This is a genomic window from Roseateles amylovorans, assembly GCF_025398155.2.
Classification (GTDB): Bacteria; Pseudomonadota; Gammaproteobacteria; order Burkholderiales; family Burkholderiaceae_C; genus Roseateles; species Roseateles amylovorans.
In genome coordinates this window covers 5,720,113-5,742,216 of sequence record NZ_CP104562.2, presented here as the reverse complement: position 1 = coordinate 5,742,216, position 22,104 = coordinate 5,720,113, and the positions used below count along the sequence as shown (strand labels likewise).

The window sequence follows — 22,104 nt, the reverse complement described above, 5'->3', positions numbered from 1 at the left end:
ATCAGGATCGCGCTCGCCGGCATGCGGGCATGCGCACCGTGCGCTGTCAAAAGGGGAGGCCGTTCGCTGCAGAGGGCCTCGTCCACCCTGCATTGCCCGATGATGCGGGCCTGATCGTCTCGTCTACTCTGCCCAAGACTTCCCCATGAACGCACACACTGAGCGCCGGCAGATCGCCGGCCCCGTCGGCGAGATCGAATGCGCCATCGATGAGCCAGCGGTCGATGCCGGCCCGAGGCGCGGCGTGGTGGTGATCTGCCATCCGAACCCCACCCAGGGCGGGACGATGGACAACAAGGTGGTGCAGACCATCGCCCGCGGCTTCGTTCAGCTCGGCTATCGCGCGGTGCGCTTCAATTTCCGCGGCATCGGCCAGTCGCAAGGCGGTTGGGACGAAGGCCGCGGCGAAGTCGACGATGCCCTGGCCGTGGTCGAGGCCTTCCGCGATCCGGCCCTGCCGCTGGCGCTGGCGGGCTTTTCCTTCGGCGGCTTCGTGGCCTCGCAGGCCGCGCTGCGACTGGCGGAGCCGGCCGAGCGGCTGCTGCTGGTCGGCCCGGCGGCCAGCCGCTTCGGCGTGGCCACCGTGCCCGCCGACACCGTGGTCATCCACGGTGAACAAGACGATGTGGTGCCGCTGACGGCGGTGCTGGACTGGGCGCGCCCACAGGCGTTGCCGGTCATCGTGGTGCCCGGTGTCGGGCATTTCTTCCATGGGCAGTTGCCGCTGCTCAAGAACCTGGTGCTGCGCAGCTGGCATTCCGCCGGCTCGGCGCGGGCCTGAGGAACTCCTCCGAAATGAAACGACTCTTCTCCCACGTGCTGGTCCTGGGCGCGGGCCTGCTGTTGTCCGTGGCTGCGCAGGCCCAGGCGCTGCAACCGCCCGAGATCGCGGCGCGCAACTATGTCCTGCTGGATCTGACCACGCATCAGACCCTGGCCGAACGCGAGGCCGATGTGCCGCAGGATCCCGCCTCGCTGACCAAGCTGATGACCGCCTACATCGTCTTCGATGCGCTCAAGGCCAAGCGCCTGACGCTGGAGCAGACGCTGACCGTGTCCAAGCGGGCCTGGGACGAGCGCAAGGGCGATCCGTCGCTGATGTTCATCGACACCACGATGACGCCCAAGGTGGATGAGCTGCTGCGCGGCATGATCATCCAGTCGGGCAATGACGCGTCGGTGGCGCTGGCCGAGGGCGTCGGCGGCACGGTCGAGCAATTCGTGTCGATGATGAATCGCCAGGCGCAGGCCTGGGGCCTGAAGAACACCAGCTTCAAGAACGTGACCGGCATCACCGAGCCCGGACACAAGACCAGCGCCCGCGACATCGCCGTGGTCTTCGCGCATGTCATCCAGGACTTTCCTCAGTACTACGCGGATTACTACTCCAAGCGCGACTACACCTACAACAAGATCCGCCAGCCCAACCGCAACCTGCTGCTGTCCCGCGATCCGAGCGTGGACGGCGGCAAGACCGGCTTCACCGACGCGGCCGGCTATTGCCTGGCCGCCAGCGCCCAGCGCGACGTGCCCAACGGCAAGCGCCGCCTGCTGAGCGTGGTGATGGGCACCGCCTCCAAGGAAGCCCGTGCGACCGAAAGCCAGAAGCTGCTGAACTGGGGCTATGCCGCCTTCGACGCGGTGAAGCTGTTCGAACAGGGGCAGGCCATCACCACCGCCAAGGTCTGGAAGGGCACCAGCGACGAAGCCAAGCTGGGCGCCGCCGGGCCGGTGTTTGTGGCGGTGCCGCGCGGCGAGGGCAGCAAGCTCAAGACCGAGGTGCAGCGCACCGACCCGCTGGTCGCGCCGCTGGCGCTGGGCCAGCGCGTGGGCACGCTCAAGGTCACGACCGCCGGAGGTGCGGCGGTGACCGAGGTGCCACTGGTGGTGCAGCAGGAGGTGCCGCTGGCCGGCATCTTCGGCCGCGCCTGGGATGCGATGCGCCTCTGGATCAAATAAGCGCTCGCTTCGTCGACATTCCAATCCGGCATGACCTGCGGCGGCTTAGGGCCGCCGCAGGGTGATCCCCAGGGCGCGGGGCGGCGTACAGTCGGCCTGTCGCTGTGCGGGAGATGCCGATGACCAGTTCCTGGAACGACTTGCCCTGCTACCTGAACGGGCACCTGAGCCGCCTCGGCGAAGCGCAGGTGTCGGTGATGGATCGGGGCTTCCTCTTCGGTGACGGGGTCTATGAGCTGATTCCGGTCTACGGCCGGCGGCTGTTCCGGGTGAGCGACCACCTCAACCGGCTGGCCCGCAGCCTCAAGGCGCTGCGCATAGAGGATCCGTACGAGCGAGAGGCCTGGCTGGATCTCCTGCGCAGCCTGGTGCAGCATCTGCCCGATGCCGAGGACCAGTGGATCTACCTGCAGGTGACTCGGGGCGTGGCGCCCCGCAACCATGTGATGCCGCGCGACCTCGAACCCACCGTGCTGGCCTACACCTCGCCGCAGCAGGCACTGACGACCGAGCAACGGCACCAGGGCCTGGCCTGCACCACGGCTCGCGATTTCCGCTGGCAGCGCGGCGACATCAAGAGCATCTCCTTGCTGGGCAACGTGCTGGCGCGGCAGATGTCTGCCGACCAAGGCGCCGACGAGACCTTGCTGATCCGCGACGGCTTCCTGACCGAGGCCTCATCCAGCAATGTGTGGATCGTGCGGGACGGTGCGCTGTTGGCGCCTGCGCCCGGCGAGCTGCTGCTGGAGGGCGTTCGCATCGAACTGATGCGCGAGCTGTGCGAGGAACTGGACATCGCCTACAACCTGTGCCCCATAGCCGAAACCGAGCTCGCCACCGCCGACGAGATCTTGCTGACCTCCGCGACCAAGGAGGTCGTCGCCGTCACCCGGCTGGATCACGAACCGGTCGGCCACGGGTCGCTGCGCGGCAAGCCCGGCCCGGTGTATGCCCGGCTCTATGAGGGCTACCAGCGCGCCAAACTCTTGCAAAGCATCTGACCATCTCCATCTGGCTTCCATCATGACCACCGCCTTCAATGCCCCGATTCCGCCCGATCAGTCGCTGATCGAATACCCGTCACGCTTCCCGATCAAGGTGATGGGCAAGCATGTGGAGGGCTTCCCGGCGGCCATCGTCGCGGTGGCGCGTCAGTTCGACCCGACCTTCGATGAATCAACGGTCGAGCACCGGCCCAGCAGCGGCGGCAACTACCTGAGCATCACCATCACCATCACGGCCACCAGCCGCGAGCAGTTGGATGAGCTCTACCGCACGCTGACCTCGCATCCGATGGTGCGGGTGGTGTTCTGAGGCTGTCTGCGGCGGGGCGCTGAGGCGCCTCGGTGTGACCGGACACGGCCAGTCTCACGACGATCCTCGCGAGGACCCTCACGTCAGGTCCATCGCACACGACGGGCGCCTTCGGGCGCCCGTTTCGTTGTCTGCGATCTCTGCGTTCTCTGCGTTGTCTGCGCGGTCCGTCCTGGCGCGGCGTCCTTGCTGTCGGTGCTGACCGCTCGCCGCCTGGGACCTGCGTTCTGCCCGATCACACCGTGCCGGCCGCCTCCGCCAACGCGGCGTCCACAGCCTTCAGCTTGGCCGCCGCGGCGATATCGCCGTTGCGCGCCGCCGCCTCGTACCAATAGCGAGCCAGCCGGAGGTCGCGGTCCACGCCCAGCCCCGTCTCGTACATCGAGGCCATGAGGTACTGCGCACCGACATCCCCGCCGTTGGCAGCTTCGCGATACCAACGTGCGGCCTGGGTCATGTCGAGCGCCGCACCGCGTCCCAGATAGAAGGCCGTGCCCACGGCGACCTGGGCGTCCACGCTGCCATGGGCGGCCGCCTTCAAGTACCACTGCTGGGCCTGGACCAGGTCCGGCGCGCCGCCTTCCCCTTGTTCATGGAACTGGCCGAGCGTGAGTTCCGCGCGGACCAATCCGCGGGACGCGGCGCGTTCCAGCAACATGCGGGCGGTCTGCTTGTCCGGGTGCGGCACTTCGTCTCTCAGATGCATCATCGCCAGGTTGTAGTCACCCAGCGCGAGGCCTTGGCGGGACAGCAGCCGGAATTGCCGCTCTGCGCCGCGCAGGTCGCCGCGCTCGTAGGCGTTCAAGGCGGTGGCCAGCGTGACGCGCGCGATCGGTGAGGCGACCGACCCACGTGCCGCCGCCGCAGGGCCCGAGGCAGCGGCCGATGCGGTAGCGGGTGCGCGGCCCGCGGTGTCGGCTGCGGTGGCGGGGGCTGGGACACCCAGCACCGTTCCCACTGCCAGCAAGAGGGCGGCGATCGGTGGCCGCGCCCGGAGGTCGTGACCGCCGCGCCTTCGATGTGCGCGGCGACCGGCAGGGGCAGCGGCCGGGGCAAGCGCCGGGGCAAACGCCGAGGCGGAGGCAGCGTGCGACGATCCCACAGGCGACAACGTGATTTCGGACGGCATGACAGTGCTCCGGAATGTCCCGACAGCGCTCATCCTAGGCCCATCGCCGCTAGCATGCCGACATGTTGATCAAGACCTTGGGCCGTGTCGATTACGCGGCCACCCTGGAGGCCATGCGCGCCTTCACCGACCAACGCGGGCCGGACACGCCCGATGAGCTGTGGCTGTGCGAATTCGATCCGGTCTACACCCAGGGCCTGGCCGGGCAGGCGGACCATGTGCTGGACGCCGGCGGCATCCCGGTGGTGCAGACCAACCGCGGCGGCCAGGTGACCTATCACGGGCCCGGGCAGGTGGTGGCCTATCCGCTGGTCGATCTCAAACGGCTGGGGATCTTCGTCAAGGAATACGTCTTCCGCCTGGAGACGGCGGTCATCCAGACGCTGGAGAGTTTCGGCATCACCGGCCACCGAGTCGCGGGTGCGCCCGGGATTTATGTGCGGTTGGATGATCCAGGTGCGCATGCCGCCCTGACCGGGCCGACCGATCCGGCCGATCCCTTCAGGGGCCTGGGCAAGGTGGCGGCGCTGGGCATCAAGATCAGCCGGCACTGCACCTATCACGGGGTGGCGCTCAATGTGGACATGGACCTGAAGCCCTTCCAGGGCATCAATCCCTGCGGCTATGCGGGGCTGGAGACGGTGGACCTCGGTACACTCGGGGTTTTCACGCAATGGGCCATGGTGGCCCGGCGGTTCGGCGAGCGTCTCGACGCCCAACTGAGCCCCTGAGCCTGCGACGGAGCACGCCTGCGATGGCAACCGAGAACATCACTCACGAAGCAAAGAGCGCGGCGGACTACGACGCCACCGCCAAGCAGAAGGCCCAGGCCAAGACCGCACGCATCCCCATCAAGATCGTGCCGGCGGAGCAGTTGAAGAAGCCCGACTGGATTCGCGTCAAGGCGGGTTCGCCCAGCACCCGCTTCTACGAGATCAAGCAGATCCTGCGTGAGCACAAGCTGCACACCGTCTGCGAGGAAGCCTCCTGCCCCAACATCGGCGAATGCTTCGGCAAGGGCACGGCCACCTTCATGATCATGGGCGACAAGTGCACCCGGCGCTGCCCGTTCTGCGATGTGGGCCACGGCCGACCGGATCCGCTGGATGCCGAGGAGCCGCTCAACCTGGCCAAGACCATCGCCGCGCTCAAGCTGAACTACGTGGTGATCACCAGCGTGGATCGCGACGATCTGCGCGACGGCGGTGCCGGCCATTTCGCCGAGTGCATCCGCCAGGTGCGGGCGCTGAGCCCCCGCACCCAGATCGAGGTGCTGGTGCCCGATTTCCGCGGCCGCATGGACCGCGCGCTGGACATCCTCAAGGCCGCCCCGCCCGATGTGATGAACCACAACCTGGAAACCGCGCCCCGGCTCTACAAGGAAGCGCGTCCGGGCTCGGACTACCAGTTCAGCCTGAACCTGCTCAAGCGCTTCAAGGAAGCGGTGCCCGGCGTGCCGACCAAGAGCGGCATCATGGTGGGTCTGGGCGAGACGGATGAAGAGATCCTGCAGGTCATGCGCGACATGCGGGCGCATCAGATCGACATGCTGACCATCGGCCAGTACCTGGCGCCGTCCGGCCACCATCTGCCGGTCCGCCGCTACGTTCACCCCGACACCTTCAAGATGTTCGAGGAAGAGGCCTACAAGATGGGCTTCACCCACGCCGCCGTGGGCGCCATGGTGCGCAGCAGCTACCACGCCGACCAGCAGGCCCATGCCGCGCTGGAGAAGGCCGGCCACGCTGAAGGTCAGGCCACCGCCGCCATCTGACGCGGGTCGGCCACGGCACGGATCGCCGATACCGGCGATCCGGCCACCGAGAACCACCGAGAACGCCCCACCTTGCAACGGCCCTTCACGGGCCGTTGGCTTTTGTCTTTTGGCTTTTGTCTTTTGGCGGGCGCCATTCTGGATGCGGGGCATACCGAACGCCCGAGGGGTGCCCACCAACTGACGGGCTTCGTCCCTCTCGCCCATGTTCAGATCATGTTCTCTCTGGACCGCTTCAACGCCACTGCCACCCACGCCATGTTCGTCGGGGAATCAGATGGCCCCGACCCGTTCTCGGACCCTCGACCATTGCTCGACAACCTTCAGCGCTGGCTGCAGGAGCCTCAAACGCAGGATGAAGGGCGCGAAATGGCGGCCGAAATCATCGAAGCCGCTTGGCGAAAGCAAATGAAGACGTTGGGCTTGCAGTGTGTGAACGTGAGCAACTTGCCGCGCCTGCCCGGCTTCGGGCATCTGGAGGACATTTATCTCAATGGGAACACCCTTCAACATTTTCCCGATGTGGAGGCCCCTCAGCTGGTGCGTGTCTGGGTGAGCGGGGCCTGCAATCGCGGCCTCGCCCATTGCCCATTGCCGCCCTCTTGGGAGGCCCTGCGCCAGAGAGGACGCTTGCAGATTGATGGAAACAGCTACCTGCTGAGGTCGGCACGCCCAGCCCACTCACGGACAAGCGTCGAGAGCCATGTCCGTCGCGTCAACACGATCGTGCGCAACGGCAGGCCCTTGGAGTGGTGTGTGGAACAATCCATTCCCCTTCATCCGGCCCTCATTGGCCAAGTCGTCGCTGCACGGCGCAGGCCTGAACCTGCGGCCACATCGGGTCAAGGGGGCGCACAGTGACCGAGGCCGCAAGGCGCCGGCGGGAACGGCGCGCGAACGTCGCGCGAGTGGCGCGGGCTGCGGAATCAGACTCGCGTGACGGTCGGCGCCGCCGTGCGCCGGCCCCGATCACGTCGGCGGGACACGCCGCCAAGGCGGGAGGTTCGTGCCGGTGTGGTGCCTGTCCGCTGCCCGGATCTCACTGCGATCCCCCGGATCATGCCGGCGTCCATCGCCCCGCGATGTTCTTCAGCAGCATGTTCACCGCAGCGAGCTGCCGGTTGCGCACCGACAGCAACGACGCCTCGGTGGTGAGGGCGCTGTTCTGGGCAGTGGTCACTTCCAGGAAGCTGACCGTGCCTGCACGGTATTGGTCGGTCACCAGCTCGACATTCCGACGTGCAGAAACCAGCGCTTCCTGCTGCAGCTCGGCCTCGCGGGCCAGGCGGTCGGCCAGGATCAGGTTGTCCTCGACCTCCTGCAGCGCGGTGAGTACCGCCTGCCGGTAGGTCGCCGTGGCCTGGTCGGCGCTGGCCCGGGCCTGCGCGCTGGCCAGACGCCGACTGCCGCCATCGAAGATCGAGGCCGCCAGCGACGGTCCGATCGACCAGAACAGGTTGGGCGCGCTCACCAGGTTCGACAGGGTGCTGCTGCGATAGCCACCGCTGCCCGAAAGCGTGAGCGACGGAAAGAAGGCCGCATCCGTGACGCCGATCTGCGCGTAGGCGGACGCCACGCGGCGTTGGGCCGCTGCAATGTCCGGCCGGCGCTCCAACAGTTCGGACGGCAGCATCGGCGGCACGGCCGGCGCCTGCGGCAGCACGGCCTGGCGCGTGAGATCCAGGGCGGACGGCGGCAAGCCGAGCAGCACCGCGATCGCATGCGCCAACTGGGCGCGGCTGGCCTGGGTTTCCAGCAACTGCGCCTGGGCGGATCGCAACTGGGTCTGCGCCTGCAGCACATCGCTGCGGGCCGACACGCCGCCCTGGTAGCGCGCCTCGGTCAGCGCCAGCGAGCGTTCGTAGGCTTGCACGCTGCGCTCATAGAGCTGTTCCTGCGCCTCGGCGGTGCGCAGCGAGAAATAGGTCTGCGCCAGCGTGGCCTGCGCGGACAGACGAGCTGCCGCCAGATCGTCCGCGCTGGCCTGCAAGGTGGCTTGCGCGCCCTCGCTGGCCAGTCGCAGCCGGCCCCACAGATCGGCTTCCCAACTGGCATTGAGCGAGAGCGACACGCTGTTGGTCGCCCCGCGGCTGATCGAGCCGCCGCTCACATTGCCGTCCGGACTGGCGCTGCGGGTGCCGGAGAACCCGGCCGAGAGGGTCGGGAACATCACCGTTCGACTCGCGTCGACCGCCGCCCGCGCACTGGCCACCTGCGCGATCGAAGCCTTCAGATTCTCGTTGCCGATCACCAGCCGCTGCTGCAGATCATCCAGCACCGGGTCGTTGAACAAGGTCCACCACTGGTCCGGCACGGTGGCCGGCGCGGTGCCCGGCTGTGCCTTGCGCCACAGGTCGTCCTGCTTGAAGGCGGTCGGCGCGGTCACCGCCGGGGGCGGGTCCTGGCGGGTGACGGCGCAGCCGCTCAGCGCGCCGAGCAGCACGACGGCCAACGCCATGGCGGCGCTGGACCGGGACCGCAGGGGCGCGCCGGGGTCGGTGCGGCAGCCAGTCCCTGGGGCGGTCCGTGAGCCGGTGAGGGCAGCGAGGTCGGCGAGCGCGCCGGTACGCCGTGCGGGAGGCAGATCAAAACAAGAACGAGGGATCGACATGGCTCAGCCCTGCGGAGAGTTCATCGGCGAGCCGGAGGCCGCCGGCGACGCAGCGGTCGGGGCGATTCCGGTGTCCGTGGGAGACGTGGTGGCCTTGGCCTTGGCCGCATGGCGACGACGCTGCGCACGCAGCCGCAGCCGCTCCATCAGCACGAAGACCACCGGCGTGGTGTAGAGCGTCAGCAACTGGCTCAGGATCAGCCCGCCAACGATGGCGATGCCCAGCGGCTGCCGAAGCTCGGCGCCGTCACCGCTGCCCAGGGCCAGCGGCACCGCGCCGAAGATGGCGGCGAAGGTGGTCATCAGGATCGGCCGCAGCCGCAGCTTGGCGGCGCGGAAGATGGCCGCACCGGCGGTCAGTCGGGCATCGGTGCGCTGCCGGGCGATGGCGAAGTCGATCATCATGATCGCGTTCTTCTTCACGATGCCGATCAGCAGGATCACGCCGATCAACGCAATGATCGAGAACTCGGTGTTGAACATCATCAACGCCAGCAAGGCGCCCACGCCGGCCGACGGCAGTGTCGAGAGAATGGTCACCGGATGCACCAGGCTCTCATACAGCATGCCCAGCACCAGGTAGATGGCGATGATGGCTGCCCCGATCAACAGCGGCTGCGACTTCAGGGCGTCCTGGAAGGCATTGGCGGTGCCGGCAAAACTGCCGCGCACCGAGACCGGCACGCCCAGTTCCGCCATGGCGTTATGGATGGCGTCGGTGGCTTGCGACAGCGACACCCCTTCTGGCAGGTTGAAACTGATCGTCGACGCCGGTGCGCCGCCCTGGTGGTTCACCGACAACGGCGTGTTGGTCGTCTCCACCCGGGTGAAGGCCGAGAGCGGAATCTGGGTGCCGCCGCTGCCGATCACATAGAGCTTGCTCAGCGTCTGCGGCCCTTGCAGATATTCAGGCGACAGCTCCATCACCACCCGGTACTGGTTCAGCGGGTTGTAGATCACGCCCACCTGGCGTTGGCCGAAGGCATTGTTCAAGGTGGTGTCGATGGTGCTGACAGTCACGCCCAGCCGGGCAGCCGCATCACGGTCGATCACCAGCGAGGTCTGCACGCCCTTGTCCTGCTGGTCGGTGTTGACGTCGGTCAGCTCCGGCAGTTGCGACAGCGCACTGCGCACCCGCGGTTCCCAGGTGCGCAGGTCGTTGAGGTCGTCCGCCTGCAGGGTGAATTGATACTGGGCATTGGCCTGACGGCCGCCGATGCGGATGTCCTGCACCGGCACCAGGAACAGGTTGGCGCCGGGCTCGTGCGACATCTTCTCGCGCAGCCGGTTCACCACGCCGTCGGCCGAGATCCGGCGTTCGGCCAGCGGCTTGAGCGTGATGTAGAAATTGGCCGAGTTGCGCTGGCCGCCGCCGGTGTTGCCGTTGACGTTCTGCACCGCCGGGTCGGAGAGGATGATCTCCATGAAGCGGTCCACCCGCGCCTTCATCATGTCGAAGGAGCTGCCCTGATCGGCCTGCACCCCGCCGATCAGCACGCCGGTGTCCTGCTGCGGGAAGAAGGTCTTGGGGATCGCACCGTACAGATGGACATTGAGCGCCACCACCGCAACCAGCGAGGCGATCGCCACCGGCTGATGACGCAGCGTCCACATCAGCGAGCGCCGGTAGCCCCGCACCAGGCCGCGATTGAAGCGGTGGGCCTGGCGCGTGATCCAGCCCGGGCGCTGGGCGCTGCCGGGTTCGGGTTCGCGACGGGGTTTCAGCACCCGGGAGGCCATCATCGGCGTGGTCGTCAGCGACACCACCATCGACACCAGGATCGCCGACGACAGCACCACCGCGAACTCGCGAAACAGCCGTCCCACCACGCCGCCCATCAGCAGAATGGGAATGAACACCGCCACCAGCGACAGGCTGATCGACACCACGGTGAAGCCGATCTCCCGAGCGCCTCGCAAGGCGGCCTCGCGCGGCGTGGCGCCTTGTTCGATGTAGCGGGTGATGTTCTCCAGCACCACGATGGCGTCGTCCACCACGAAGCCGGTGGCCACCGTCAGCGCCATGGCCGAGAGGTTGTCCAGGCTGTAGCCGCACAAATACATGACGCCGAAGGTGCCCGCCAACGAGACCGGTACGGCCACCGCCGGCAGCAGCGTGGCGCGCCAGCTGCGCAGGAACAGCAGCACCACCAGGATCACCAGCCCGACAGCGATCGCCATCGCCCGCTCCACTTCCTCCAGCGAGGCGCGGATGGTGGGCGTGCGGTCGCTGATGACCTTGAGCTCGATCGCAGGCGGCACCGACGCCTGCAGCCGCGGCAACAGCTCACGGATGCGCCCCACCGTCTCGATGATGTTGGCGCCGGGCTCTTTCTGGATGAACAGCAGGATCGCCGGCTGACCGTTCGATGCCCCGTAGTTGCGCACATCCTGGACCGAGTCCACCACCTGGGCCACATCGCGCAACCGCAGGGCGGCGCCGTCGCGGTAGCTCAGCACCACCGGCGCATAGTCCGCCGCGGTGCGGGCCTGGTCGTTGGCACCGATCTGCCAGTAACGGCCGCTTTGCTCCACCGAGCCCTTCGGGCGGTTGGCATTGGTGTTGGCGATCGCTTGACGCACCGTGTCCAGCGCAATGCCGTTGGCCGCCAGCTTGTCGGGATTGAGTTCCACCCGTACCGCCGGCAGCGCGCCGCCGCCCACATTCACCTGGCCCACGCCGCTCACCTGCGCCAGGCGCTGGGCCAGCACGGTGGAGGCGGCGTCGTACATCTGGCCGCGCGTCAGGGTCTGCGAGGTCAGCGCCAGGATCATGATCGGCGCATCGGCCGGGTTGACCTTGCGGTAGGTCGGATTGCTGGGCATGCCGCTGGGCAGCAGCGTGCGGGCGGCATTGATGGCGGCCTGCACATCGCGGGCCGCGCCGTCGATGTCGCGGCTCAGGTCGAACTGCAGAGTGACATTGGACGAGCCTTGCGATGACCGCGAGGTGATCTCGGTCACGCCGGCGATGCTGCCCAGGGCGCGTTCCAGCGGCGTGGCCACGGTGGCGGCCATCGTGTCCGGGCTGGCGCCCGGCAACGACGCCGACACCGAGATGGTCGGGAAGTCCACCTGCGGCAGCGGCGCGATCGGCAGCAGCCGATAAGCCAGCAGGCCGGCCAGCGCAATGCCGATGGTGATCAGCGTGGTCGCGACCGGCCGGTTGATGAAGGGGGCCGAGATGTTCATGGCCGTTCCGCGACGTCCGGCTCAACCGTGCGCGCGCTGTCCGACGGCACGCCCTGGCGGCGTTGCTGTCGCTCGCGCCAGCGTTGCGAGAGTCGGGCAAAGCCCAGGTAGATGACCGGCGTGGTGAACAGTGTCAGCAGCTGGCTCACGATCAGACCGCCGACCATGGTCACCCCCAGCGGATGCCGCAGCTCATGGCCGACGCCGGTGCCCAGCATCAGCGGCAGGGCGCCCAGCAGGGCGGCCATCGTCGTCATGAGGATCGGGCGGAAGCGCAGCAGGCTGGCCTGATGGATGGCGGCGCGCGGTTCCAGGCCTTGCTCGCGTTCGGCTTCGAGCGCGAAGTCGATCATCATGATCGCGTTCTTCTTCACGATGCCGATCAACAGCACGATGCCGATGATCGCGATGATCCCCAGATCCAGCCCGCCCACCAGCAGCGCCAGCAAGGCGCCGACCCCGGCCGACGGCAGCGTCGACAGGATGGTCACCGGATGGATGTAGCTCTCATACAGCACGCCCAGCACGATGTACATCGTGACCACCGCGGCCAGGATCAGGAACAGCGTGCTCGACAGCGAATTACCGAAGGCCTCGGCCGCGCCCTGGAAGCTGGTTTCCACGCTGGCCGGCAGATCCAGCTTCGCCTGCTCCGCCTTGATCGCGTCCACCGCGTCACCCAGCGCCACGCCGGGGGGCAGGTTGAAGGAGAGGGTGGCGGCGGGGAACTGCGCCACATGGTTGATGGCCAGCGCGGTCGGGCGCTCGCTCACCTCCGCCACCGAATTCAGCGGCACCTGCACCGTGGTGGTGGTGCTCGTGCCGTTGGCATTGGTGGTGGTCGTGCTGCCGGGCACATACAGCCCTTCGAGCGCGCGCGGACCGGTGCGGAATTCGGCACCGGCCTCCAGCACCACCCGGTACTGGCTGGACTGGGTGTAGATGGTCGAGATCAGCCGCTGCCCGAAAGCGTTGTAGAGCGCGGTGTCGATGGCGGCCACAGTGACGCCCAGGCGGCCGGCGGCCTCCCGGTCGATCTGCACCCAGGCCTGCAGACCCTGGTTCTGCAGGTCGCTGGCGACATCGGTGAGCTGCGGCAAGGTGCGCAGCCGCGCCAGCAGCGCTTCGTTGGCCTGGGCCAGGTCGGTGGCATCCGGCGAGCTGAGCAGGAACTGGTACTGCGTCTTGGACACCCGGTCCTCGATCGTCAGGTCCTGCACCGGTTGCATGTAGGCGGTGATGCCGGCGACCTGGCGGTTGGCCTCGGTCAGCCGGGCAATGATCTCGGTGGCGGAGCTGTGCCGGGTGGCAAAGGGCTTGAGCGTGATCTGCATCCGGCCGGTGTTGAGCGACGCATTGGCCCCGTCCACGCCGATGAACGAGGCGATGTGGTCCACGTCCGGGTCCTGCAGGAAGACCTCGGCCAGCTGGCGCTGGCGCTCGCCCATCGCATCGAACGAGGTGCTCTGGGTGGCTTCGGTGATGACCTGCACCAGCCCGGTGTCCTGCACCGGGAAGAAGCCCTTGGGCACGAAGACATACAGCAGCGCCGTCAGGCCCAGCGTCGCTGCGAAGCCCAGCAGGGTGAGCACCGGTCGGTCCAGCACCCAGTCCAGGCCGCGGCCGTAGGCCTGGATCATCCGATCGAAACGGTCGCCGAACCAGGCGCCCAGGCGTGAATGCGATTGCTCCGCTTCCGGCTTGAGCAGCCGCGCGCTCATCATCGGGGTCAAGGTCAGCGACACGAAGGCCGAGATCAGGATGGCCACCGCCAGCGTGATCGCGAACTCATGGAACAGCCGGCCGACCACATCGCCCATGAACAGCAGGGGAATCAGCACCGCGATCAGCGAAACCGTCAGCGAGATGATGGTGAAGCCGATCTGCTTGGAGCCCTTGAAGGCCGCCTCCATCGGCGAGTCTCCTTCCTCCACATAGCGGGCGATGTTCTCGATCATCACGATGGCGTCGTCCACCACGAACCCGGTCGAGATGGTCAGCGCCATCAGCGTCAGGTTGTTGATCGAGAAGCCGGCCATGTACATCACGCCGAAGGTGCCCACCAGCGACAGCGGCACCGCCACACTGGGAATCAGCGTGGCGCGGGCGCTGCGCAGGAAAACGAAGATCACCGCCACCACCAGCGCGATGGCCAGCAGCAGTTCGATCTGGGTGTCGTCGACCGAGGCCCGGATGGTGGTGGTCCGGTCGGCCAGCACCTGCACATCAACCGAGGCCGGCAGGGTGGCCTGCAACTGAGGCAGCAGGGCCTGGACGCGGTTGACCGTCTGGATCACGTTCGCGCCGGGCTGGCGCTGCACATTCAGGATCACGCCGGGCGTGGTGTCGGCCCAGGCGGCCAGGCGCAGGTTCTCGGCATCGTCGACGATCTCGGCCACATCCTTGAGCCGCAGCGGATTGCCGTTCTTCCACGCAATGATCAGGTTCTGATATTCGGCGGCGGACTTGAGCTGATCGTTGGCATCGATGGTGGAGGCGCGCTGGGCGCCGTCGAAGCTGCCCTTGGCCTGGTTCACGTTGGCCGACGCAATGGCGCTGCGCACATCGTCCAGCGACAGGCCCAGGGCCGCGAGCGTGCGCGGATTGGCCTGGATGCGCACGGCCGGACGGCGTCCGCCCGCAATGCTCACCAGACCCACCCCGTCGACCTGCGACAGCTTGGGCGCCAGCCGGTTCTCGACCAGGTCATGCACCTTGATCACCGGCAGCGACGGCGAGGTGATGGCGATGGTCAGCACCGGGGCATCGGCCGGATTCACCTTGCTGTAGACCGGCGGCATGGGCAGGTCGCTGGGCAGCAGATTGGAGCCGGCATTGATGGCGGCCTGCACCTCCTGCTCGCCCACGTCCAGGGACAGTCCCAGCGAGAAGCGCAAGGTGATGACCGAGGCACCGCCGGAACTGCTGGAGGTCATCTGGCTCAGCCCCGGCATCTGGCCGAACTGGCGTTCCAGCGGCGCGGTGACGGTGGTGGAGATCACTTCCGGGCTGGCACCCGGATACAGCGTGGTGACCTGGATGGTGGGGTAATCCACCTCCGGCAGGGCCGACAGCGGCAGCAGCCGATAGGCCAGCAGGCCCGCCAGCAGGATGGCCAGCATGAGCAGCGAGGTCGCGACCGGCCGCTCGATAAAGGGACGTGAGGGATTCATCGCCTGGGGTCCCGGCTCAGTTGCCGCCGCCCGAGGCGCCGGCGCCCGGCGCGCTGGCGCCGCGGCCGCGTCGACCGGCCGGCGCATTGGCGCCCGCACGTTGCTTCGGATCTGCGGCGATCACCTCCACCTTGGCGCCTTCGCGCAGGCGGTCCACGCCGTCGATCACCACCCGTTCGCCAGCCTTCACCGGGCCGGTGATGGCCATCCAGTCGCCATCCACCGCACCGGGCGTGACCACCCGGGTGGCGACACTGCTGTCGTCATTCACCACATACACATAGAAGCCTTGCGAGCCGCGCAGCACGGCTGCGGCGGGCACCGAGAGCTGGCGGTCCAGCGTGGCGAGCTGCAGGCGCACGCTGACCGACTGGTTCGGGAACAGGGCGTCGTCGTCGTTCTGGAACAGCGCCTTGAGTTTGATGGTGTCGGTGCTGACGTCGATGGCGTTGTCGGTGGTGGCGACCTTGCCGGTGGCCAGCCGGGTCTTGCCATCCCGGCTCCAGGCCTCGACCGTCATCGGCGCGTTGCCGCGCAGGCTGGCAGAGATCTGCGGCAGCAGCGCCGAGGGCACCGCAAAGGTCAACGCGATCGGACGGGTCTGGGTGATCGACACCACGCCATTGGTGTCGCTGGTCTGCACCACATTGCCGATATCCGCCTGTTTGAGGCCGACGCGACCGCTGATCGGCGCGATCACCCGGGTGTAGGTCAATTGCAGCCGTGCGCTGTCGACCGTCGCCTGATCGGCCTTCACCGTGCCTTCGAGCTGGCGCACCAGGGCTTCCTGCGTATCCAGCTGCTGCCGGGCGACGGCGTCCTTGGCGACCAGGTCCTTGTAGCGTGTCAGGTCGATGCGGGCGTTGTCCAGGGTGGCCTTGTCCCGAGCGAGCTGGCCCTCCGCCTGGCCCAGCGTGGCCTGAAAGGCGCGCGGATCGATCTGCGCCAACGGCTGTCCTGCCTTGACCTGCTGACCTTCCTTGAAATGAATCGCCTGCAGCACACCGCTGACCTGCGCCCGCACCACCGCGGTATTGGACGCGCTGATGGTGCCGATGGCCGATGCCGTCTGGCGGATGTCCTGCAACCGCGCCTGCGCGACCGACACCGGCTGCACCCGGTTCGCAAACCGTCGGTTGCCGCCAGGACCGCCGGCGCCAAGGGTACCCGGCGCGCCCGGGCCACCCACCCCACTGGCCTGACTGGCCGGCCGAGGCACCCCGCCCCCGGCGAGTTCCGCCGCCTGTCGGCTCTTCCACCACCACCAGCCGCCCCCGGCGGCGGCCAACACCACCAGCGCGAGGATCCAGGGCGTGGCCTTGCCCGCTTCGTGCTGATCGCGGCGGGCTTGCGCCGGGACATCGGTCCGGCGGAGGCTGGGGAGGGGCAGAGAGGCGGCCGTCGAGCGGGAGGTGATCTTGTTCGTGTTCATGCGGGACAGGCGAATGAATCCGGAGGCAAACCCTCGCTCGACACGCCGGCGGATCGAGGCGGCGCGAGGGGAGGGCAGGGAATTTCAGGTGAGGCAGCCCAGGGCGAGGCCGCGAACATCCCTCGGGACGGCAGGGAGGTACGGGCCGGCGGGGCCATGTCGACACCCTAGTATCAGGCGGCAGCGGTCCCGTGTCCCTCAGGAAAAGAATCGCAAAGCGGGGGCGGTTGGTGGGTTTGTGCGTTTGCCACTGCAGGGGGATGGCGGTGCCTTGGGTCAGGGCTTTGGGCGGGTGAGCGGAAGGCTGCGGTTGGATTCGGGTTTGCGATGGCTGCAGCGGTTGGCGCGGCACCGCGAGGACCGGCAGCCCTGTTCGCTCAGACGCTTCGCATTCGCTCCCAGGGCCGCCGGCCCTCACGGTGCGAGACACCGAGGCGATCCGTCGGCGCGTCTCCGATGATCTCGTTGTCGTTCGCAGGTTGCGGTGCGGTGTGATGCTCGACGCTGGATCCGTGCTGAGGATGCGGGTGGACTGCCTCCTTCTGCGCGGCACCGCGAGGGCCGGCAGCCCTGTTCGCTCAGACGCTTCGCATTCGCTCCCAGGGCCGCCGGCCCTCTCGGTGCGAGACACCGAGGCGATCCGTCGGCGCGTCTCCGATGATCTCGTTGTCGTTCGCAGGTTGCGGTGCGGTGTGATGCTCGACGTTGGATCCGTGCTGAGGATGCGGTTGGACTGCCTCCTTCGGCGCGGCACCGTGAGGACCGGCAGCCCTGTTCGCTCAGACGCTTCGCATTCGCTCCCAGGGCCGCCGGCCCTCTCGGTGCGAGACACCGAGGCGATCCGTCGGCGCGTCTCCGATGATCTCGTTGTCGTTCGCAGGTTGCGGTGCGGTGTGATGCTCGACGTTGGATCCGTGCTGAGGATGCGGTTGGACTGCCTCCTTCGGCGCGGCACCGTGAGGACCGGCAGCCCTGTTCGCTCAGACGCTTCGCATTCGCTCCCAGGGCCGCCGGCCCTCTCGGTGCGAGACACCGAGGCGATCCGTCGGCGCGTCTCCGATGGTCTCGTTGTCGGTCGCAGGTTGCGATGCGGTGCGAGGTGATGCGATGCGATGCGATGCGTGACGTTGCACCCGCGCTGCGGAAGCGGGTGGACTGCGTCCTTCTAAGCGCTGACCGTGAGGCACCCAGTCAAAGGGGGCGGCCCTTCAAGCAGAAAGCCGCCTGGAGAGGCGGCTTCAGTGGGCGGGTGTTGGCTTCAGCTTTCGGCCAGCAACTTTTCGATGGTCTGGTGCAGTGCGGCGAAATCAGGCGCGCCGACGAAGCGCTTGACGATCTCGCCGCGCTTGTTGATCAGGAAGGTCGTCGGCGTCAGTTGAACCTTGCCGAAACGCTGGGCGATTTCGCCGGTGTTGTCGATCGCAACGCCAAACGGCAGTTGGCGAGATTCGGCGAAGTTGGCGACATAGGCCGGCGGGTCGTAGCTCATGGCCACCGCCAACGTGTCGAAGCCCTTGTCCTTGTACTTCTGGTGCGTCGCAATCACTTGCGGCATCTCATGGACGCAGGTGGTGCAGGAGGTGGCCCAGAAGTTCACCAGCATCACCTTGCCCGGCCAGGCCGCGCTCGAGTTCTTCGTGCTGCCGTCCAGCAGCACATAGTCGACCTGCGGCGCCACATCGCGCCGGGTCAGGCTTTGATAGGCCAGGCCAGCACCCGCGCCAAGCACGGCAACCAGCAGCACAGGGGCAATCCAACGAGGCAGCTTCATGGCGACCAAGTGTAGGCCAGCACCCCGTCGCCTTCCAGCCGGTGAGGGCATACCCGACCGTTCGCGATGCCCAGATTGCCCGAAATCATGTTCTGCCCCCCCCCGTCTCAGCGCTTGGGCGAAAGCCGCCCGGCGGGGAGGGCGTTCAGGTCAGAGCGCCTTGGACAGTTCGAACAGCAGCACCGACGGCATGGCGTCCGGCAGGTTTGCCCGCGAGATGCGCGCCATCCGGTCCTGGGTGGCGGTCGAGAGCTGGGTTTGTTGTTCACCCTCTCTCACCTCGATGAAAGCGAAGTGCGGAACTTCGCCAGTGATGTCGGCATAGAGCCGGTCAAAGTCAGCATCGCGCAGCGATTGTTCGAAGGCAATGCCATGCGGAAGGCCCTCCTCGCAAAAGCGCAGCGCCTCTTCCATGGACGACACCGCATCCACGATCAGCCCCATGTGCCGGATCGAGGCCTGGATCTGCTGACGCAGCTCACGCCTGGGCGAGACGATCAGCAGATGGCATCCGGCCAGCGGCTTGGAGTTGTGCGAGGGCAGCGGATCATCACGGTCCAGGTGCGCGGGAACGGGCGGCGACGGCAGACTGGGGTCGTCGCTGACGATGTGCGGAAACTCCAGGGTCAGCCGCGTGATGCCGGCGTCGTCCTCGCGCAGCGGCAGCACGCCCAGGGTGAGCGCGGTCTGCTCGATCAGTCGCCATTTCAGCGAATTGAGGGATTCGGGCAGTTCGGCAATCGCCGCGGCCGGCGCACTGCCCAGGTCCAGGGACCGATGCGCAAAACGGCACACCAGGCGGGCCTTGGTCGGCCAGGCCGTCATGTCCAGCCGCATCTCGAGCGAGGAATGGGTGTTGACCAGCGCCCAGTCCATGACCGCATTGAGCAGTGAGAACAGCAGCGAGGCGTCGCTCATCACCTCGATCGGCTGCAGCAGTTGGCGGATCTGAATGCCCCGGGCCTGCGTCTCCCGACTGCGCTGGGCGAGAACGCCACGCAGCACCTGGGTCAGATGCACCCGCTCCCGGGACAGCCGCAACCGCCCGGACGCCAGCCGCGACAACTGTTGGGTGGCCATGCCCGCTTCCCGCGCATGGACCACGGATTCCCGCAGCGCCCGCAGACCCTGCCGGTCGATCTGGCCGGTGCTGATCAACTGCTGGATGCGTTCCAGCGCATGACTGAGCGGGCCGGCGATCTCCGCGCCCAGCTGCTGAACGATCTCCCCCCACTGCGTGTCGCTGATCCGCGGTGCCATGTCATTCGCGGCGGTCGGTGCGTCGTCGGGCGAAGTCTGGCTGGGCATGGGTTCTCGGGTTCGTCGCCCCGCAGTCGTGCGCCGCGGTGGAAGGTCGCCATGGTTCCGAGCCCCCCCGGTAGCGTCCATCCCCCGACTTGGGGGCGAAGCGGGCACCCCGCTGCAGTCGTGAAATGCCTCACGAATTGAAACAATTTGTGTGCCAGTTTCGCGCCGGCTTTGATTGCGACGGTGCCAGGTCGTTTCGGGCCGGCCTTTGGGTGCGTCCCAACGCGGGCATCCGCAACATCGAAAGGGGACGATCTGGTCGCCAATGCTGTGCAACGGGGGGAGCCACCTACCGGTTGCTGGGCAGCCCCTGAGGGTCACGTGTTGCGGTCAGCCTGCCGCTTCGGCGACGTGATGCATGGCCAAGACCTGGGCCCGTGTTGATCTTCTCAGCGATCAGGACGCTGCCGTGCCCTGAGACGGTGCGGTGCTCGCCGCCAACCGCAGCAGGATGTCGAGCAGCGCCTGATCCGCGGAAATCATCGCGTTATGCCCGGTGGGGATCTGATGGAGGTCCCAATCCCCTTGCTGGCGGACCCGTTCACGGGAGCCGGCGATGGTGAGCAGCGCGGGGCGATTGCAGTCAATGAAGGTGCGCGGCAGGCGTCGCCAGGCGTCGGCGTCGAACTGCAGCGGACTGTCATAGACCCCACCGGGATGGGGGCGCTGGCGGCGCGCCACCCAGTCGAAGTCGTCGGCATTCAATCCCATGCCGGTGGGCGGCGCGGGCGGCAGGTGGCCGTACCGGGCGATCAGGTCGCGTCGGTCGACCTGGGTTTGCGGCGTGTGACGGCTGGACCACGCTTCACCAGGCAAGGGCACCACGGCATCCAGATAGACGAGCCGCGTCATGCGGTCCGGCATCTGGTCCGCCACGCCGGTGATCACCATGCCGCTGTAGCTGTGCCCCACCAACAGCACGCGCTGCAGTTCCTCGCACTCGATCACTGCTTTCACATCATCGATGTGGGTCTGCAGCGTGAGGTCCCGGTGCGACTGATGCGCGCGCTCGCCGGTGCCGCTGAGGGACACGGTGAACACCCGATGGCCAGCCGCGCGCAGCGGTCCCAGCACCCGCCGCCAGACCCAGGCACCCCCCCAGGCGCCGTGCACCAGGACGATGTTGGTGCCTGCTTCGGAGGCGTCGTGCGTCGCGTCGTCCGGGAAAGTCATGCGATCACTCCTGCCGCGCGCCAGGCGGCGATGGCGGTAGGGTCATGGCCCAGTTCGGCCAGCACCTCGTCCGTGTGTTGTCCCAACAGAGGCGGCGGCAAACGGTAGGCCACCGGGGTGGCGGAGAGCTTGATCGGGCTGGCCACCAGGCGGAGTTGATCGCTGAGCGGGTGATCCATGGGCACCACCATGTCGCGTGCGCGCACCTGCGGATCCTCAAAGACCTCCGCCAGGTCGTTGATGGCGCCGCCCGGCACCTTGGCTGCTTCCATCGCCTCCAGCCAATGCTGGCGCGGCTTCGCAGCGATCCGCACGGCCAGCAAGGGGACCAGGTCGTCCCGATGGCGCACCCGCTGGGCATTGGTCGCATAGCGGGGATCCAGCGCCCAGGCCGGTTCGCCAAGGATCTCGCAGAACTTGGCGAACTGCTTGTCGTTGCCGACCGCGACGATGAGATGGCCGTCGCTCGCCTGGAAGACCTGATAGGGAACGATGTTCTGGTGCGCATTGCCCATGCGCCGCGGCGTCTGACCGGTGCACAGATAGTTCGCGCCCAGATTGGCAAGCATCGCGACCTGAGTGTCCAGCAGCGCCATGTCCACCACCTGGCCCTGTCCGGTGGCATCCCGGTGCCGCAGCGCGGCCAGGATCGACACGGTGGCATACATGCCGGTGAACAGATCCGCCACGGCGACGCCCACTTTCTGCGGGCCGCCACCAGGCTGGGCATCCTGTTCGCCGGTGACGCTCATCAGACCACCCAGGCCCTGCACCGCATAGTCGTAGCCCGCGCGGTCGCGATAGGGGCCGGTCTGGCCGAATCCGGTCACTGAACAGAACACCAGCCGGGGATTGAGTTGCAGCAAGGTGGCGGCGTCCAGTCCATAACGGGCGAGGTCACCGACCTTGTAGTTCTCGACCAGCACGTCCGCCCGCAGGGCGAGCGCCCGGATCAAGGCCTGACCCTGCGCGCTGGCGATGTCGACCGCGATGGAGCGCTTGTTGCGGTTCGCGCCCAGGTAGTACGCTGCCTCGGACGAATCCTGGCCGTTGCGATCCTTCAGATAGGGCGGTCCCCAGGCACGGGTGTCGTCCCCGCCAGGGTGGCCGCGTTGCGGGGGGCGCTCCACCTTGATCACATCGGCGCCGAGGTCGGCCAGGGTCTGGGTGCACCACGGGCCGGCGAGGACACGGGACAGGTCCAGCACACGCACGCCCTGCAGGGCCATGGCGGAGGAGGGGAGGGAGGTCGCTTCGCTCATGCGGCA

At 67.5% G+C, this 22,104-nt stretch carries 16 protein-coding genes; 7 read left to right on the top strand and 9 right to left on the bottom strand.

Going from position 1 to position 22,104, the window contains the following annotated elements; translation table 11 throughout:
• Positions 1 to 145 precede the first annotated feature (145 nt).
• The 4 genes from N4261_RS23770 (at position 146) to N4261_RS23755 (ending at position 3,273) form a co-directional block, all read left to right on the top strand.
• Positions 146 to 781, top strand: a complete 636-nt coding sequence (locus tag N4261_RS23770; RefSeq protein WP_261757706.1) for an alpha/beta hydrolase — start codon at positions 146 to 148, stop codon at positions 779 to 781.
• 14 nt (positions 782 to 795) lie between these two features.
• The gene (locus N4261_RS23765; RefSeq protein WP_261757705.1) at positions 796 to 1,959 is read left to right on the top strand and encodes a D-alanyl-D-alanine carboxypeptidase family protein; all 1,164 of its coding nucleotides are present in this window, start codon (positions 796 to 798) and stop codon (positions 1,957 to 1,959) included.
• A gap of 119 nt (positions 1,960 to 2,078) precedes the next feature.
• Positions 2,079 to 2,960, top strand: a complete 882-nt coding sequence (locus N4261_RS23760) for an aminotransferase class IV (RefSeq protein WP_261757704.1) — start codon at positions 2,079 to 2,081, stop codon at positions 2,958 to 2,960.
• A gap of 22 nt (positions 2,961 to 2,982) precedes the next feature.
• On the top strand, positions 2,983 to 3,273 hold the full coding sequence (locus N4261_RS23755; RefSeq protein ID WP_261757703.1) for a YbeD family protein: 291 nt from the start codon (positions 2,983 to 2,985) through the stop codon (positions 3,271 to 3,273).
• A gap of 235 nt (positions 3,274 to 3,508) precedes the next feature.
• On the opposite strand, the gene N4261_RS23750 is transcribed toward N4261_RS23755, so the two are convergent.
• Complete coding sequence (locus N4261_RS23750; protein ID WP_261760834.1) at positions 3,509 to 4,231, bottom strand: tetratricopeptide repeat protein; 723 nt, start codon at positions 4,229 to 4,231, stop codon at positions 3,509 to 3,511.
• 233 nt (positions 4,232 to 4,464) lie between these two features.
• Here N4261_RS23750 and lipB point away from each other — a divergent pair, with 233 nt between their 5' ends.
• From lipB to N4261_RS23735, 3 genes are all read left to right on the top strand, one after another.
• The gene (lipB, locus tag N4261_RS23745) at positions 4,465 to 5,133 is read left to right on the top strand and encodes a lipoyl(octanoyl) transferase LipB (RefSeq protein WP_261757702.1); all 669 of its coding nucleotides are present in this window, start codon (positions 4,465 to 4,467) and stop codon (positions 5,131 to 5,133) included.
• A gap of 23 nt (positions 5,134 to 5,156) precedes the next feature.
• Positions 5,157 to 6,176 carry a lipoyl synthase gene (lipA, locus tag N4261_RS23740; protein WP_261757701.1) on the top strand — a complete coding sequence of 340 codons (1,020 nt, stop codon included), beginning with the start codon at positions 5,157 to 5,159 and terminating at the stop codon, positions 6,174 to 6,176.
• Positions 6,177 to 6,248: 72 nt separating this feature from the next.
• Entirely contained in the window at positions 6,249 to 7,037 is a 789-nt protein-coding gene (locus N4261_RS23735; RefSeq protein ID WP_261757700.1) for a hypothetical protein, read from the top strand.
• A 196-nt stretch (positions 7,038 to 7,233) separates the two neighbouring features.
• Here the strand turns inward: N4261_RS23735 and N4261_RS23730 are convergent, their stop codons facing one another.
• The 8 genes from N4261_RS23730 to N4261_RS23695 all read right to left on the bottom strand — a co-directional run bounded on the left by N4261_RS23730 (position 7,234) and on the right by N4261_RS23695 (position 22,098).
• Complete coding sequence (locus N4261_RS23730; RefSeq protein ID WP_261757699.1) at positions 7,234 to 8,634, bottom strand: efflux transporter outer membrane subunit; 1,401 nt, start codon at positions 8,632 to 8,634, stop codon at positions 7,234 to 7,236.
• A gap of 156 nt (positions 8,635 to 8,790) precedes the next feature.
• On the bottom strand, positions 8,791 to 11,979 hold the full coding sequence (locus N4261_RS23725; protein ID WP_261757698.1) for a multidrug efflux RND transporter permease subunit: 3,189 nt from the start codon (positions 11,977 to 11,979) through the stop codon (positions 8,791 to 8,793).
• Positions 11,976 to 15,152, bottom strand: coding sequence for an MdtB/MuxB family multidrug efflux RND transporter permease subunit (locus tag N4261_RS23720; RefSeq protein WP_261757697.1), 3,177 nt, complete (start codon positions 15,150 to 15,152; stop codon positions 11,976 to 11,978). The genes N4261_RS23725 and N4261_RS23720 overlap by 4 nt, the downstream gene beginning before the upstream one ends.
• A 16-nt stretch (positions 15,153 to 15,168) precedes the next feature.
• On the bottom strand, positions 15,169 to 16,584 hold the full coding sequence (locus N4261_RS23715) for an MdtA/MuxA family multidrug efflux RND transporter periplasmic adaptor subunit (protein WP_261757696.1): 1,416 nt from the start codon (positions 16,582 to 16,584) through the stop codon (positions 15,169 to 15,171).
• A gap of 1,258 nt (positions 16,585 to 17,842) precedes the next feature.
• Positions 17,843 to 18,355 (bottom strand): TlpA disulfide reductase family protein, encoded by a 513-nt coding sequence (locus N4261_RS23710; protein ID WP_261757695.1) that lies wholly within the window; start codon positions 18,353 to 18,355, stop codon positions 17,843 to 17,845.
• Between the two features lie 150 nt (positions 18,356 to 18,505).
• On the bottom strand, positions 18,506 to 19,663 hold the full coding sequence (locus N4261_RS23705; protein ID WP_261757694.1) for an ATP-binding protein: 1,158 nt from the start codon (positions 19,661 to 19,663) through the stop codon (positions 18,506 to 18,508).
• Between the two features lie 396 nt (positions 19,664 to 20,059).
• Positions 20,060 to 20,836, bottom strand: coding sequence for an alpha/beta fold hydrolase (locus N4261_RS23700; protein WP_261757693.1), 777 nt, complete (start codon positions 20,834 to 20,836; stop codon positions 20,060 to 20,062).
• Entirely contained in the window at positions 20,833 to 22,098 is a 1,266-nt protein-coding gene (locus N4261_RS23695) for a CaiB/BaiF CoA transferase family protein (RefSeq protein ID WP_261757692.1), read from the bottom strand. Before N4261_RS23695 ends, N4261_RS23700 begins: the two co-directional genes overlap by 4 nt.
• Positions 22,099 to 22,104: the final 6 nt, after the last annotated feature.